The sequence below is a fragment of the Pseudomonas arabinosi genome (assembly GCF_047758675.1).
GTDB classification, from domain to species: Bacteria; Pseudomonadota; Gammaproteobacteria; order Pseudomonadales; family Pseudomonadaceae; genus Aquipseudomonas; species Aquipseudomonas arabinosi.
Map to the genome: position 1 here is coordinate 2,933,042 of NZ_CP180480.1, position 13,746 is coordinate 2,946,787.

Annotated in this window: 14 protein-coding genes; 11 read left to right on the forward strand and 3 right to left on the reverse strand. The window is 60.1% G+C overall.

The genetic code is table 11. The annotated features are described in order from the left end of the window. The first annotated feature begins 87 nt into the window (after window positions 1–87). On the forward strand, window positions 88–2,145 hold the full coding sequence (locus tag ACMXYJ_RS13745; RefSeq protein WP_415760241.1) for a carbon starvation CstA family protein: 2,058 nt from the start codon (window positions 88–90) through the stop codon (window positions 2,143–2,145). Between the two features lie 14 nt (window positions 2,146–2,159). Then, complete coding sequence (locus ACMXYJ_RS13750; protein WP_007900300.1) at window positions 2,160–2,357, forward strand: YbdD/YjiX family protein; 198 nt, start codon at window positions 2,160–2,162, stop codon at window positions 2,355–2,357. Window positions 2,358–2,456: 99 nt separating this feature from the next. Here ACMXYJ_RS13750 and ACMXYJ_RS13755 read toward each other — a convergent pair whose 3' ends face one another. Both ACMXYJ_RS13755 and ACMXYJ_RS13760 read right to left on the reverse strand, forming a co-directional pair. Beyond that, a complete protein-coding gene (locus ACMXYJ_RS13755; RefSeq protein ID WP_415760242.1) occupies window positions 2,457–3,170 on the reverse strand; it encodes a metallophosphoesterase in 714 nt (237 codons plus the stop codon). A 130-nt stretch (window positions 3,171–3,300) separates the two neighbouring features. Further along, a complete protein-coding gene (locus ACMXYJ_RS13760; protein WP_415760243.1) occupies window positions 3,301–3,504 on the reverse strand; it encodes a hypothetical protein in 204 nt (67 codons plus the stop codon). 521 nt (window positions 3,505–4,025) lie between these two features. On the opposite strand from ACMXYJ_RS13760, the gene ACMXYJ_RS13765 reads away from it, so the two are divergent. From ACMXYJ_RS13765 to ACMXYJ_RS13800, 8 genes are all read left to right on the forward strand, one after another. Further along, complete coding sequence (locus ACMXYJ_RS13765) at window positions 4,026–4,427, forward strand: DUF5329 domain-containing protein (protein WP_415760244.1); 402 nt, start codon at window positions 4,026–4,028, stop codon at window positions 4,425–4,427. 792 nt (window positions 4,428–5,219) lie between these two features. Then, window positions 5,220–6,200, forward strand: a complete 981-nt coding sequence (locus ACMXYJ_RS13770) for a quinone oxidoreductase family protein (RefSeq protein ID WP_415760245.1) — start codon at window positions 5,220–5,222, stop codon at window positions 6,198–6,200. 14 nt (window positions 6,201–6,214) lie between these two features. Beyond that, the gene (locus ACMXYJ_RS13775; RefSeq protein WP_415760246.1) at window positions 6,215–7,063 is read left to right on the forward strand and encodes a TauD/TfdA dioxygenase family protein; all 849 of its coding nucleotides are present in this window, start codon (window positions 6,215–6,217) and stop codon (window positions 7,061–7,063) included. 87 nt (window positions 7,064–7,150) lie between these two features. Further along, window positions 7,151–8,203 (forward strand): 3-keto-5-aminohexanoate cleavage protein, encoded by a 1,053-nt coding sequence (locus ACMXYJ_RS13780; RefSeq protein WP_415760247.1) that lies wholly within the window; start codon window positions 7,151–7,153, stop codon window positions 8,201–8,203. 92 nt (window positions 8,204–8,295) lie between these two features. Beyond that, on the forward strand, window positions 8,296–9,624 hold the full coding sequence (locus tag ACMXYJ_RS13785) for an MFS transporter (RefSeq protein ID WP_415760248.1): 1,329 nt from the start codon (window positions 8,296–8,298) through the stop codon (window positions 9,622–9,624). After that, window positions 9,621–10,283: a DsbA family oxidoreductase gene (locus tag ACMXYJ_RS13790; RefSeq protein ID WP_415760249.1), complete on the forward strand. Its 663-nt coding sequence runs from the start codon at window positions 9,621–9,623 to the stop codon at window positions 10,281–10,283. Before ACMXYJ_RS13785 ends, ACMXYJ_RS13790 begins: the two co-directional genes overlap by 4 nt. Beyond that, window positions 10,280–10,606 carry a Rieske (2Fe-2S) protein gene (locus ACMXYJ_RS13795; RefSeq protein ID WP_415760250.1) on the forward strand — a complete coding sequence of 109 codons (327 nt, stop codon included), beginning with the start codon at window positions 10,280–10,282 and terminating at the stop codon, window positions 10,604–10,606. Before ACMXYJ_RS13790 ends, ACMXYJ_RS13795 begins: the two co-directional genes overlap by 4 nt. Continuing rightward, window positions 10,603–11,613, forward strand: coding sequence for a YeiH family protein (locus ACMXYJ_RS13800; protein WP_415760251.1), 1,011 nt, complete (start codon window positions 10,603–10,605; stop codon window positions 11,611–11,613). Before ACMXYJ_RS13795 ends, ACMXYJ_RS13800 begins: the two co-directional genes overlap by 4 nt. Before the next feature lie 145 nt (window positions 11,614–11,758). On the opposite strand, the gene ACMXYJ_RS13805 is transcribed toward ACMXYJ_RS13800, so the two are convergent. Beyond that, window positions 11,759–12,808, reverse strand: a complete 1,050-nt coding sequence (locus ACMXYJ_RS13805; protein WP_415760252.1) for an AraC family transcriptional regulator — start codon at window positions 12,806–12,808, stop codon at window positions 11,759–11,761. 355 nt (window positions 12,809–13,163) lie between these two features. Here ACMXYJ_RS13805 and ACMXYJ_RS13810 point away from each other — a divergent pair, with 355 nt between their 5' ends. Then, the gene (locus tag ACMXYJ_RS13810) at window positions 13,164–13,730 is read left to right on the forward strand and encodes an RBBP9/YdeN family alpha/beta hydrolase (protein ID WP_415760253.1); all 567 of its coding nucleotides are present in this window, start codon (window positions 13,164–13,166) and stop codon (window positions 13,728–13,730) included. The last annotated feature ends 16 nt before the right edge of the window (window positions 13,731–13,746 follow it).

Consider the following 13,746-nt stretch of genomic DNA (forward strand, 5'->3'; position numbering starts at 1 on the left):
TGCGGGGATATTGGGCCAGCTCCGCACAGCGGACACAATTATAAAAATTACCGCCGCAGTCCACTGGCTGTCGGCAGGAGACACGCTATGCCCCGTCTGGCTAAACACCTCGCCTGGTTTGCCGTGGCTGTCCTGGGAGCGTTTGCGCTAAGTGTCGTGGCCCTGCGCCGCGGCGAAGCGATCAACGCACTCTGGATCGTAGTCGCAGCAGTCGCTATCTATCTCGTCGCTTATCGTTACTACAGCCTGTTCATCGCTACCAAAGTGATGCAACTCGACCCCAATCGTGCCACGCCGGCTGTCGTTAATAACGATGGCCTGGACTACGTGCCGACCAACAAACACGTACTCTTCGGTCACCACTTCGCCGCCATCGCTGGCGCGGGGCCGCTGGTCGGTCCGGTCCTGGCGGCGCAAATGGGCTATTTGCCGGGTACGCTGTGGCTGATTGCCGGCGTGGTGCTGGCCGGTGCCGTTCAGGACTTCATGGTCCTGTTCATGTCCACCCGCCGCAACGGCCGTTCCCTCGGCGACATGGTTCGTGAGGAAATGGGCCGCATCCCCGGCACCATCGCGCTGTTTGGCTGTTTCCTGATCATGATCATCATCCTCGCGGTGCTGGCGCTGATCGTGGTCAAAGCCCTGGCCGAAAGCCCGTGGGGTATGTTCACGGTGATGGCGACCATCCCGATCGCGATGTTCATGGGCATTTACATGCGCTACATCCGCCCGGGTCGCATCGGTGAAATCTCGGTGATCGGCGTGGCGTTGCTGCTGGGTTCGATCTGGCTGGGCGGGCAGATTGCTGCTGATCCAGTCTGGGCCAAGGCCTTTACCTTCACCGGGATCCAGATCACCTGGATGTTGATCGGCTACGGTTTTGTCGCCGCAGTATTGCCGGTGTGGCTGATTCTGGCGCCGCGCGACTACCTCTCTACGTTCCTGAAAATCGGCACCATCGTGGCCTTGGCGATCGGCATTCTGATCACCATGCCCGACCTGAAAATGCCGGCACTCACCCAGTTCATCGATGGCACCGGCCCGGTGTGGAAGGGCGGTCTGTTCCCGTTCCTGTTCATCACCATCGCCTGTGGCGCGGTCTCCGGTTTCCACGCGCTGATTGCTTCCGGCACTACGCCGAAGTTGTTGGCCAGCGAAGGCCATGCCCGTTACATCGGTTACGGCGGCATGCTGATGGAATCCTTCGTCGCCATCATGGCGATGGTGGCGGCTTCGGTGATCGAACCGGGTGTGTATTTCGCCATGAACAGCCCGGCGGCGCTTGTCGGCTCTGACGCAGTTACGGTTGCTCAGACCGTCAGCAGTTGGGGCTTTGCAATTACCCCGGAAGCGCTGCAAGCAGTGGCCAAGGACATCGGTGAAACCACCATCCTGGCCCGTGCCGGCGGTGCGCCTACCCTGGCAGTCGGTATCGCGCAGATCCTGCACCAGCTTCTGCCGGGTGAAAACACCATGGCGTTCTGGTACCACTTCGCGATCCTGTTCGAAGCGCTGTTCATCCTGACGGCAGTGGATGCCGGTACCCGTGCCGGACGCTTCATGCTGCAGGATTTGCTGGGTTCCTTCGTACCGGCGCTGAAACGCACCGAATCCTGGACCGCCAACCTGATCGCAACCGCCGGTTGTGTGGCGATGTGGGGTTACTTGTTGTACCAGGGCGTGATCGATCCGCTGGGTGGCATCAACACCTTGTGGCCGTTGTTCGGTATCTCCAACCAGATGCTGGCCGGTATCGCGCTGATGCTGGCGACCGTTGTGCTGATCAAAATGAAACGCCAGCGCTACGTCTGGGTGACCATGCTGCCCGCTGTGTGGCTGCTGATCTGCACCACCACCGCCGGCTTCATCAAGCTGTTCGATGCCAACCCGGCGATCGGTTTCCTGGCCTTGGCCAAGAAGTACAGCGATGCCCTGGCCAACGGGCAGATCCTCGCCCCGGCGAAGAGCATCGACCAGATGCAGCACGTGATCTACAACGCTTACACCAACGCAACGCTGACCGCGCTGTTCTTGCTGGTGGTCTTCAGCATCCTGTTCTTTGCACTCAAGGTCGGTATCGCCGCCTGGGGCACCAAAGAACGTACGGATAAAGAAGCGCCATTCCAGGCACTGCCGGACGCTTGATCGAGGAGTGCAGCATGTTCAATGACCTGAGTCGCCTCGGTAAATACCTCGGTCAGGCCGCGCGCCTGATGGTCGGGATGCCCGACTACGACACCTACGTCGAGCACATGCAAACCAAGCACCCGGACAAACCGGTGATGAGTTATGAGGTGTTCTTTCGGGAACGCCAGGAAGCTCGTTACGGAAGCAAGGCTGGGCCGAAGTGCTGTTGATGGTGGGGGGCAGTGATGCCACCTGAGTAGCTAATAAAGAACCCGGCTGATGAGGCCGGGTTTTTTTTGCGTGAATGGTGTGGGTCGATCCGTGTTGAGTCAGCTTGCGGGAATGGTTTCGAGCGTTTCGAGATCCAGCAGGGTGAAATAACCACGGTCCGGCCTCCAGCCACCCGTATCGATGTGAATCACGTTGCCCAGGCTGACGGGCATATAAAGCGGCGTATGCCCTACGACCAGTGCGCGCAGGCCTTCAACGCCATGCGTCTCCTGCTGATCGAGCCGCCTTCGTGACCACATGCAGAAGTGCTGCACCTCCTGCAGACGCCTGTGGCTTTCCGGCGACTCCAGTTCCTTTCGCAGTTGCTGCCATGATGGAAATGGACAATCGGCGTGCACGATGCCGATCAGGCCGAAGGCTGTTTCGACTTCGATCGCGATAGGGAGCCTGGCGAACTGCGCCGCGAATGCTTGCTTCTCAAACAGCGGCAGGTCCACGAACCATGAACCACCGTTATCGATCCAGCTGTCGACATCGCAGGTATCGAAGCACACCACGTAGTCGTCATGGTTGCCTCGCACCGGGTGGAACCATGCCTTGTCCAGCCAATCGAGCGCATCAAGGCACTCGGGCCCACGGTCAATCAGGTCGCCAACACTGAACAGGCGATCTACCAATTGGTTGAACCCGGCTGCATTCAGGGCGTCCTGCAACCGAGTGAAATGGCCATGAATGTCACCGACCGCGAAATCTCGACCGGCAACGTTTGCGGCGAAGCGCTTGACGCGCGGCATCTCTAAAGTTTCGAGCATGGGAATGCCACTCCGGCAGCTCCCCAACGGGCTAGTCAGTTGAGTTTAGGCCAAGAAGTGGTACTCGACCTTACCGCACCGGCAGGCAGACCTTTACCGCCTGCCCAACGGCTGCCCGGATCAAACACCGTCAGAGCAAGTAGGCCGGTGCTTGCCCGAAATGGTTGTCCTGCACTCCGGCGATAAGGTGCAGAGGCATGCGTTGCGCATCCATGGATGGAACTTCGAAACTATCCACAATCTGGGGGTGGCGCTCACTCAGCCTGGTCGACTCTTCGACAAGAGCCTTAGCCATTCTCGCGTGGTTCGCTGCGATTTCGTTGAGAGTTGACACGTTACATCTCCCGGTGACTGACCAAGCGCATCGCTGGCGTCCTAAGCGTTAATTAAAGTGCTGCCGCGTCAGAATTACGTCGTTCTGGGGCAGCTACGAGCGTCTTCTGCAAACCTTAAGCCAGGAATAGTCAAAAAATTTGCGCAGTGTTTTTGATGCGACGAATGGTGGTGCCGATATTTCCGGAGCGTATAAGGCCAGGGAAAAAGGTGATTAGACGGGCCGAAGTTGTTTTGTTAAAAAAATAGTGCATGGCCGGTAATGACGCGCCAATGCATCTCCATTCGGTTAGATGGAAATCGCCCAACATTGAGCTGGGCAACGATCAATGAGTCTGATGCCGATACAGGGATAAGTAACTGCGACTTTGGCCAACTGCTCGCGCACAGAGGCATTGGGCTCATTGATCCCCTTTCTCTTCCACAGGTTGATCCTTTCGAACGAACCACATTGCACAGCGTTCTGCTGGTTGCTCGGGTGACGTCGCGCTACAGTTACCCCTTTTTGGACAAGGAAGAACCATGTGGATTTTGAAAGTAGCGGTGACTCGGCCGATTTTCCGCCAATGGCTGGTCGCTGCTTCTATTGGCCTTTTTGCAGTGGCGGGCGGTGCACAGGCTCAAACCTCGCCACAGGCTAACCAGGAGATAAAGGGCTTGCTGGATTTTGTGGAGCGCAGTGAGTGCAAGTTCGTGCGCAACGGCAGTGAATACCCTGGACCCCAGGCTCGGGCACATCTTGAAAAGAAGCTGAATTATCTCGAAGGCAAGAACCTGGTGAGCAGCGCAGAAGACTTCATCGATCTCGCTGCCACTAAAAGCAGCATGAATGACAAAGCCTATGAAGTGCGTTGCTCAACAGGCGTCCAGCCGACGAGCACCTGGCTGAAGACAGAGCTACAGAGACAGCGTCAGCACCATTGAGCCTACCCCGGAAACCAGGGTACATATCCGTTTCTGCGGTGATGGCTGCTGGCGGTTTCGCTTTTACAGCGAGTCCCTTTTTCAAACGCCAAAAAGGAACCAAAAGGCTTTGCCCCTCCATTCGGTGCCTCGCCTAGGCTCGGCATGTCCTCACTCCGGCATTGCTCCGGGGGCCCGCCGCCATCGGCCATCCATGGCCGGGGGCGGCTACCGCGGCATCCTTGCCGCGGTGCCCCCTGCGCAATGCCTGCGTTCGGCCTCTGGGAAAGGGGCAACAGATCAAAATCAAAAGCAACGGCAACGGCAAGATCAAACGCTTCGCGAGCAAGTCGAATCGTCGCACCGCCGCTCCCACATAAAGCAGATCGGCGTATAGCTTTTGCTTCTCACCACTCAACAGGCCGAGCGTTAGCTCGCCTGCAGCTTTTGATCTCGATGCACCGCGCCCACGGAGCAGGACCGGAGCGAGGGCATGCCGAGCCTAAGCGAGGCACCGAACGACAGGGGCAAGAGCCCTTGGTTACTTGGGGCTTTTCCAAGTGACTCGCTGTAAAAGCGAAACCGCCAGCAGCCGTGGCCGCAAAAACGGATATGTACCCCAACCTCAAGTGAACAGCATCAGGCCCGCCTGCCGGGCTTCTTCGTTTCCGGGATTTGTACAGGCACGCAGTTGTCATGAAATGAAAAGCCATTGTCGTCTGATGAGAAGCGACTCGCCAGACGGCGTCCTACAGTCCAATCAGCGCAATTCGACGCAGCACGCCCAACTTGCAGACTGGAGAATAAGAAAAAATGGCCAAAGCCGTACGCTTCTACGAAACCGGTGGTCCCGAAGTCCTCCGTTATGAGGAGGTCGAAGTGGGCGATCCCGGTCCAGGCCAGGTTCGTCTTCGCCATGTGGCGGTCGGCCTGAACTATGCCGACACCTACTTTCGCAATGGCACTTACCCGATCCCGATGCCCAATGGCATGGGGGTTGAAGCCTCCGGTGTGGTCCAGGCCATCGGCGAGGGGGTAACCAATGTTCGCGTAGGTGATCGCGTCACCTACACCGGTTTTCTCAATACATTGGGCGCCTACAGCACCGAGCGTCTGATCCCGGCCGCGCCGCTGATCAAACTGCCGGAAACCATCAGTTTCGAGACCGCCGCGGCCATGACCATGCGCGGCCTGACGTCGTCGTACCTGATGCGGCGCATTTACGATTTCAAGGCCGGCGACAGCATTCTGCTGCACGCCGCCGCCGGTGGTGTAGGCCTGATCGTTTCGCAGTGGGCCAAGCTGCTCGGCCTGAACGTCATCGGCACCGTGTCCACTGAGGCCAAGGGTGAAATCGCTCGGGCCCATGGCTGCGACCATGTCATCAATTACAGCCATGAAGACGTCGCCCAGCGCGTTCGCGAGCTGACTGATGGCGTGGGGGTCAACGTGGTGTTCGACAGCGTCGGCAAGAACACCTTCATGGGTTCGCTGGATTCGCTCAAGCGTCGCGGCCTGATGGTGTGCGTCGGCACGGCATCCGGTCCGATCCCGGCCTTCGACCCGGTGATGCTGGCGATGAAAGGCTCGCTGTTCATGACCCGGCCGGCCCTGGCCGACTACATCGCCGACCCGGCGGAAAAAGCCGCCCTGGCCGGCGAATTGTTCGACCACGTTGGCAGCGGTCGGATCAAGATCGAGATCAACCAGCACTACGCTTTGCAGGATGCCGTGCAGGCCCATCGCGACCTGGAATCACGCAAGACCACGGGCTCGTCGATTTTCGTCATTTAAGGGAGTCGTCTGCCATGAAAGTCGAACAATTGACCTGCAACATTGGCGCCGAACTGATTGGCGTCAACCTTGCCGACGCGGTGCATGACGATGGCCTGTTTGCCGAGATTCGTGCGCAATTGCTCAAGCATCGGGTGGTGTTCCTGCGCGACCAGGACATCACCCGCGCCGAGCACGTGGCCTTCGCCCGTCGCTTCGGCGAGCTGGAAGATCACCCGGTGGCGGGCAGCGACCCGGATCATCCGGGGCTGGTGCGCATCTACAAGAACCCGGACCAGCCGGCGGACCGCTACGAAAACGCCTGGCACACCGATGCGACCTGGCGCGAGGCACCGCCGATGGGCTGCGTGCTGCGCTGCGTGGAGTGCCCGCCGGTGGGCGGCGACACCATGTGGGCCAACATGGTCGAAGCCTATGCGCGCTTGCCGGAAGACGTGAAGGTGAAGATTGCCGACCTGCGCGCGCGCCACAGCATCGAAGCGAGCTTCGGTGCGGCCATGCCGATCGAAAAACGTCTGGCACTCAGGGAGAGATTCCCGGATGCCGAGCACCCGGTGGTGCGCACCCACCCGGAAACCGGGGAAAAGGTGCTGTTCGTCAACGCCTTCACGACGCACTTGAGCAACTACCACACCCCTGAGCGGGTGCGTTTTGGCCAGGACGCCAACCCGGGCGCGAGCGAGTTGCTGCGCTACCTGATCAGCCAGGCGTACATCCCCGAGTATCAAGTGCGCTGGCGCTGGAAACCCAACAGCATCGCCATCTGGGATAACCGCAGCACCCAGCACTACGCCGTCATGGATTACCCGCCGTGCCATCGCAAGATGGATCGCGCCGGAATCATCGGCGACAAGACTTACTGATCGACCCCTTCTGCATTCGCACTCGTAAAGACGTCTGCCCGGCACGCTCCCGGGTGGGCGCGACAATCATAAAAAGAGGAGTAACTCATGCAATTCTTCGACGATTCCCTGCACCCGGAAAACATGGAAAAGGTGGTCATCACCGTGGCCCCGTACGGCCCGGAATGGATGCCGGAAGACTTCCCCGAAGACATCCCGCTGACCATGGACGAACAGGTGCAAAAAGCGGTCGAGTGTTATGAAGCCGGTGCCACAGTCTTGCACTTGCACGTGCGTGAACTGGACGGCAAGGGCTCCAAGCGCCTGTCCAAGTTCAACGAATTGATCGCCGGTGTGCGTGAAGCGGTGCCGGACATGATCATCCAGGTCGGTGGTTCGATTTCCTTCGCGCCGGAAAGCGATGGCGAAGCCGCCAAGTGGCTGTCTGACGATACGCGCCACATGCTGGCCGAGCTGACGCCAAAACCGGATCAGGTCACGGTGGCGATCAACACCACCCAGATGAACATCATGGAACTGCTGTATCCGCAATACCTGGAAGGCACGTCCCTGGCCAATCCCCTGTATCAGGCCGCCTACAGCGAAATGACCGTACCGGCGGGCCCGGCCTGGGTCGCCGAACACCTCAAGCGTCTGATGGATAACGGCATCCAGCCGCACTTCCAGCTGACCGGCATGCACGCCATGGAAACCCTTGAGCGCCTGGTGCGCAAGGGCGTCTACAAGGGCCCGTTGAACCTGACCTGGATCGGCATCGGCGGCGGTTTCGATGGCCCCAATCCCTTCAACTTCTTCAACTTCATCCACCGTGCGCCAGACGGTTGCACCCTGACCTCCGAGTCGCTGCTCAAGAACGTCATGCCGTTCAACACCATGTCGATGGCCATGGGTATGCACCCGCGTGTGGGCAATGAAGACACTATCATTGATCACAAGGGCGATCGTTTCGGCTCAGTTGCACAGATCAAGCAGACCGTGCGCATCGCTCATGAACTGGGTCGCGAAATCGCCACCGGTAAAGAAGCGCGTGAGATCTACCGCATTGGCGTGAAGTACCAGAGCATCGAAGAAACGCTGCTGGCCAATGGCATGGCCCCCAACCGCAAGGCCGGGCAGAAAGGTGTGCCGCAACGCGGCTGATCGGCAGACGAAGCGGGAGATCAATGGCCTCCCGCTCGCTGCACTGCAACACGCTTGATAACAACAATAAAACAAAGCTTTGAGGAGGCTGCATGGCCTTTCACCCAATCGCCGCAGACGATGACGACTGTGCTGTCGGTGTCGCGCGTCCGTATGCCTGGATCGTCTTCGCACTGACGTTCGGGCTGTTGATTTCCGATTACATGTCGCGCCAGGTGCTGAACGCAGTGTTCCCGATGCTCAAGGGCGAATGGGCCCTGAGCGACGGCCAGCTCGGCCTGCTCAGTGGCATTGTCGCGCTGATGGTGGGGCTGCTGACATTTCCCCTGTCATTGCTGGCGGATCGCTTCGGGCGGGTCAAGAGCCTGGCGCTGATGGCTTTGCTGTGGAGTCTGGCGACGCTGGGTTGCGCCGTGGCGCAGGACTATCAGCAGATGTTCATTGCGCGATTCATGGTCGGCGTCGGCGAAGCGGCGTACGGCAGCGTCGGCATCGCGGTGGTGATTTCGGTGTTTCCCAAGCACCTGCGTGCAACGCTGGCCAGTGCCTTCATGGCGGGCGGCATGTTCGGTTCGGTATTAGGGATGGCGCTGGGCGGTGCAATCGCCGCCAAGCTTGGCTGGCGCTGGTCGTTTGCCGGCATGGCGCTGTTCGGCTTGCTACTGGCAGTGCTTTACCCGGTCATCGTCAAGGAAGCGCGCATTGCGCCGCAACGTGCCTCCCGGGCGGCGAACAAGGCGGCGGCAGCGGTCAAGCGTCCGTTGCGTACGCTGTTTTCCAGCCGCTCGGTGATCGCTGCCTACATCGGCAGTGGCTTGCAACTGTTCGTCGGCGGCACCGTGATTGTGTGGATGCCCAGTTACCTCAATCGTTATTACGACATGGCCACGGACAAGGCGGGCGGCGTCGCGGCGATCATCGTGCTGTGCAGCGGTGCGGGGATGATCCTGTGCGGCATGCTCAGCGATCGACTGTCGCGCCATTCGCCAGAGCACAAAGTCTCCTTGGCCATCGCCTATTGCCTGGGCAGTTGCCTGTTGTTGTCGGCGGCGTTCGCCCTGCCGGCAGGGCCTGTGCAATTGGCGCTGATCTGCCTGGGCATGTTGATTGCCGCCGGCACGACCGGCCCTTGCGGAGCGATGGTTGCCAACCTGACCCATTACTCGGTCCACGGCACGGCCTTCGCCACGCTGACCTTGGCCAACAACATGTTGGGGCTGGCGCCTGGGCCGTTCATCACTGGCAAGGTGTCTGACCTCATTGGCTTGCAGGCCGCCTTTCAGTGGGTGCCGCTGGTCAGCATCGCGGCTGCGGCCGTGTTCTTTTATGCCAAGTGTCATTACCACAAGGACATTGCCCGGCTTAAGGGCGAGCACGTCCACGATTCGATGAGCAAAGCGGTGTTAGAGGTGAAGTTGTGAGTAGTCGTTTACGTATTGATGTGTTCTTCGATTTCATCTGCCCCTGGTGCCTGATCGGCAAGCGTCAACTGGAGCATGCGCAGGTGCAGTTTCGCAGTCGGCACCCGGATGTGCAGATCACCACGGTGTGGCATGGCGTGCAGTTGCTGCCTCAGTTGCCCGTAGAAGGTGAGCCCTTCGCCGATTTCTACCGCAAACGTCTGGGCAATGCCGACGCTATGACCATGCGCCAGGCCCAGGTACAGCAGGCTGCCGCGGCGGTTGGACTGACCATCGACCTCAGCCACATCGAGACGATGCCCAACACCGCAGACGCCCACCGTTTGTTCGAACGAGTCAGCGTACTGGGTAATGCTACTCAGCGTGAAATGTTGCTCGAACGGCTGTTCACCGCTTATTTCCGCAGACGCGAAAACCTGGGGTGCCGCGAGACCTTGCTCGCCATTGCCCGCTCCTGCGGCGTCGATACGGACGTGGTGCTCGATTGCCTGAAGGGCGACGCCACGCCATTCGATGGCTTCCCCGGCGCGACCAGTGGCGTGCCGAGCTTTCAGTTCGACCGCCGCATGACGGTGATCGGTGCACAACCTGCTCAGGCGCTGCTCGGGGCCATGAACGAATCACTCAAGAAAAGTGATTACGAGCGGCAACCGGCATGAGCGTTCGTATCCCCGTGCCTGCCGGAAAACTCCCGCAGGCGGGCGGTCGTGCGCTGTTCGAATTCGATGACAAAAGCCTGGCGTTATTCAACGTCGAAGGTGACGTGTTCGCCATCGACGACAGTTGCCCGCACCAGGGCGCCTCGCTGTGTGGCGGGCGCCTTGAGGGGCGGGTGATTCAGTGTTGCGCCCATGGCCTGCGTTTCGATCTGCGCAGCGGTTACTTGCTCAATTCCACTGCTGTCAAAGTCGCCAACTACCCGGTCGAGATCATCGACGGCCAGGCATTCATCGTCATCGTTCCCGAGGAGGCCGCGCCATGAGCGCCATCGCTCTCACCCGTATCCACAGCCGAACGCGCGAACTGGCGCCAGGTTTTGTCGTCAGCTTGATCGTTGCTGCCGCAGCGTCCTTTTTGTCCGAGCATTACGGCGCGCCGGTGATGTTGTTCGCTTTGTTGCTGGGCATGGCGCTGAACTTTCTGGCCGGTGACGGCGCCTGCAAGGCCGGCATCGAGTTCACGGCGCGCACGGTGTTGCGCATTGGCGTGGCGTTGCTGGGCATGCGCATCACCCTCGAACAGATTGCCGCGCTGGGCTGGAAGCCTGTGGCGCTGGTGGTGATTGTGGTGGTGGTGACCATCGGTGTCTCGGTGATCGCGGCCAAGGCCATGGGATTTCAGCGTTTGTTCGGCATGCTCACCGGTGGCGCCACCGCAATTTGTGGTGCGTCGGCGGCGTTGGCACTGGCGGCGGCATTGCCCAATCATCCGCAGAAAGAGCGCGCGACGTTATTCACGGTGATCGGGGTGTCGGCGCTGTCGACCCTGGCGATGATCGTGTACCCGATGATTGCCAACTGGCTATCGTTGTCGCCACAAGTGGCGGGCGTGTTCCTGGGGGCGACCATCCACGATGTCGCTCAGGTCGTCGGTGCCGGTTACAGCATGTCGACCGAGACCGGCGATACGGCGACGGTGGTCAAGCTGATGCGGGTCGCCATGCTGCTGCCGGTGATCGTGTGTGCGGCCATGATTACCCGCATGCAGGGCGCCGACCCGACCGGCAAACGACCGCCGCTGCTGCCTTGGTTCGCCGTCGGGTTTCTGATTCTGGCCTGTATCAACAGCACCGGATGGGTGGCCCCGGTGGTGCAGGGATCGGTCAATGAATTGTCGCGCTGGTGCCTGGTGGTTTCCATCAGCGCCCTAGGCATGAAAACCCAGCTCAAGGAGCTGGCGGCGGTGGGCATCAAGCCGATCCTGCTGATGGTGGGGGAGACGGTGTTCCTTGTCGTGCTGGTGCTGTTGTTGCTGCGTTGGGGGCTTTAGATCCTCACGCAATACGCTTTATGGCAGGGCTGCACTGCGGTCGACTCCTAGTCGCAGTGGGGCTCCCGACCGGTGTCACAAACATCGGTTTTTTGCGGCGACTGTACCAGCAGTCGCCGTTTTTTTTGCGTCCCGTTCAGTCGATTCAGGGGGCCGAGGAGCCGGGCAGGGTGCTTGGCTCGCTGGGTGCCTTGGGTTGTTTTTGCGCGCTGCGCCAAGCGGCCGGCGGCATGCCGAACTGGGTGATGAACCAGCGTGTGAAGGAACTCGCCATGGAGTAGCCGAGCATGTCGGCGATCCGGCCCAACGAGTAATTCGGGTTTTCCAGGTAGCGCAATACCAGGTCACGGCGCACGTCGTTGATCAGGTCGTTGAAGGCGCAGCCGTCGTCTTTGAGGCGGCGTTGCAGGGTCCGAACGTTCATGCCCTGAGTCTGGGCGATCTGCTCGATGGTGGCGCGTCCCATCGGCAGCAACAGGTAGATGGCTTTGCGCACCTCGAACAGCATCGAAGGGCCTTCGTGGCTCAGCAGCGAGTCGAGGTAACTCTGCGCGTAGCGCGCCATGGCCGGGTCGGCATGGGGGTTGGTCATGTCGAGGCTGGCATTGGGACAGACAATGCCATTGAACTCGCTGCCGAATTCCAGCTTGCAGCCGAACAGACGGCGATGCAGTTGCAGGTTGTCGGGAGGCTGGTGCGTGAAGTTGACACTGTAGGGATGCCAGTGTGCGCCGAGCAGGGCGGCGCACAGGCGGAACATCACCCCGATGGCCAGTTCATTGGCCTGTCGGCAGGGCATCGGCGATTCGGTGACCACCTCTTCGCGAATGATCACCATCTTGCCAGCCTCCTCGATGAAGAGGGCCAGCGAATCGTTCATCAGATGCCGGTAGTGCACCAACACTTGCAACGTATCACGCAGCGTCCGCTGGTGGCTGAGCAGCAGACTGACCACGCCGAAGTCCGAGAGCTGGCGCGACTCGGCCATGCTCAGGCCGAAGCTCTGGCAGCCACTGGCGACGGCCGAATCCTCCAGCAGACGCACGGCGGCATCGATGGGGATGCGATGTTCAGGGGCTTGCAGCTTGGCTTTGGTCAAGCCGACGCCGGCCAGTACATCGCGCGGGTTGAACCCCAGGTACTGAGTGACTTCCAGGTAGTTGGTCAAGACGGCGGCGCGAACAAGCTTGGGCATGCGAAGGTCTTTCCTGGGCCGGTTGCGATTCAAATTTGCGTGGCGACTATATCCAGCACATCAACAATTGAACAGTTGCGACGTTGTCGAGGGCGCTCGCCCAATGCTGTCCAAAATCACACCGCCGTTGTGCAGCAATCGACGCTCACCCATTGATTACAGTGAGCTGCAGAGAACTTGCGGGGATATTCGACCAGTGGTCGCCGTGCGCCAACACCTGGAAATTTGTCATGAAAAGAAAAGTGCCTGACGTCCAATGAAAAGCGCCTCGGGCGGGCGCTCTTTAATGTCAGTCCTACAAAAAGCCCCTGGCGCATAGAGCCAGTCGAGTCATCGAGAAAGCGAAGGTGTTGAAGTGGACAAACTGCAAACTGCCGCAACTGTTCTGATCGTACCGGGTCTGCGCGAGCACGTTGCCGAACATTGGCAAACGCTGCTTGAAGCCAGGCTGTGCAAGGTACGCAGTGTGCCGCCGCTGGACACCGACAAGCTTGATTGCAGCAAGCGGGTCGAAGCGATTCAGCATGAATTGGAGCAGATCGACGGGCCGGTGATTCTGGTCGCTCACAGCGCCGGCGTGTTGATGGTTGCGCACTGGGCTGCGCGGCACAGTCGGCCGATCAAAGGCGCGTTGCTGGCCGCTCCGCCGGACCTCGATGCCCAATGGCCGCAAGGCTACCCATCCGCTGAAACCCTGCGCACCCAGGGTTGGGACCCTCTACCCAAAGGCCGGTTGCCGTTCCGCAGTCTGGTGGCCGCCAGTACCAACGACCACCTCGCCAGCCTGGATGCCGCCACGCGCATGGCCGAAGGCTGGGGCAGCGAACTGCTCAATCTCGGCGAAGTCGGTCATCTCAATCCTGCTGCCGGGTATGGGCGCTGGCCACACGCCGAAGCACTCATCCTCGAGCTGGACCGCTAGTTCAGGCGCCGGTTGG

What these genes read in the sequence shown, in the direction of transcription:
- ACMXYJ_RS13745 (WP_415760241.1), top strand. Translation starts at nt 88, where the DNA reads ATGCCCCGTCTGGCTAAACACCTCGCCTGGTTTGCCGTGGCTGTCCTG.
- ACMXYJ_RS13750 (WP_007900300.1), top strand. Translation starts at nt 2,160, where the DNA reads ATGTTCAATGACCTGAGTCGCCTCGGTAAATACCTCGGTCAGGCCGCG.
- ACMXYJ_RS13755 (WP_415760242.1), bottom strand. Translation starts at nt 3,170, where the DNA reads ATGCTCGAAACTTTAGAGATGCCGCGCGTCAAGCGCTTCGCCGCAAAC.
- ACMXYJ_RS13765 (WP_415760244.1), top strand. Translation starts at nt 4,026, where the DNA reads ATGTGGATTTTGAAAGTAGCGGTGACTCGGCCGATTTTCCGCCAATGG.
- ACMXYJ_RS13770 (WP_415760245.1), top strand. Translation starts at nt 5,220, where the DNA reads ATGGCCAAAGCCGTACGCTTCTACGAAACCGGTGGTCCCGAAGTCCTC.
- ACMXYJ_RS13775 (WP_415760246.1), top strand. Translation starts at nt 6,215, where the DNA reads ATGAAAGTCGAACAATTGACCTGCAACATTGGCGCCGAACTGATTGGC.
- ACMXYJ_RS13780 (WP_415760247.1), top strand. Translation starts at nt 7,151, where the DNA reads ATGCAATTCTTCGACGATTCCCTGCACCCGGAAAACATGGAAAAGGTG.
- ACMXYJ_RS13785 (WP_415760248.1), top strand. Translation starts at nt 8,296, where the DNA reads ATGGCCTTTCACCCAATCGCCGCAGACGATGACGACTGTGCTGTCGGT.
- ACMXYJ_RS13795 (WP_415760250.1), top strand. Translation starts at nt 10,280, where the DNA reads ATGAGCGTTCGTATCCCCGTGCCTGCCGGAAAACTCCCGCAGGCGGGC.
- ACMXYJ_RS13800 (WP_415760251.1), top strand. Translation starts at nt 10,603, where the DNA reads ATGAGCGCCATCGCTCTCACCCGTATCCACAGCCGAACGCGCGAACTG.
- ACMXYJ_RS13805 (WP_415760252.1), bottom strand. Translation starts at nt 12,808, where the DNA reads ATGCCCAAGCTTGTTCGCGCCGCCGTCTTGACCAACTACCTGGAAGTC.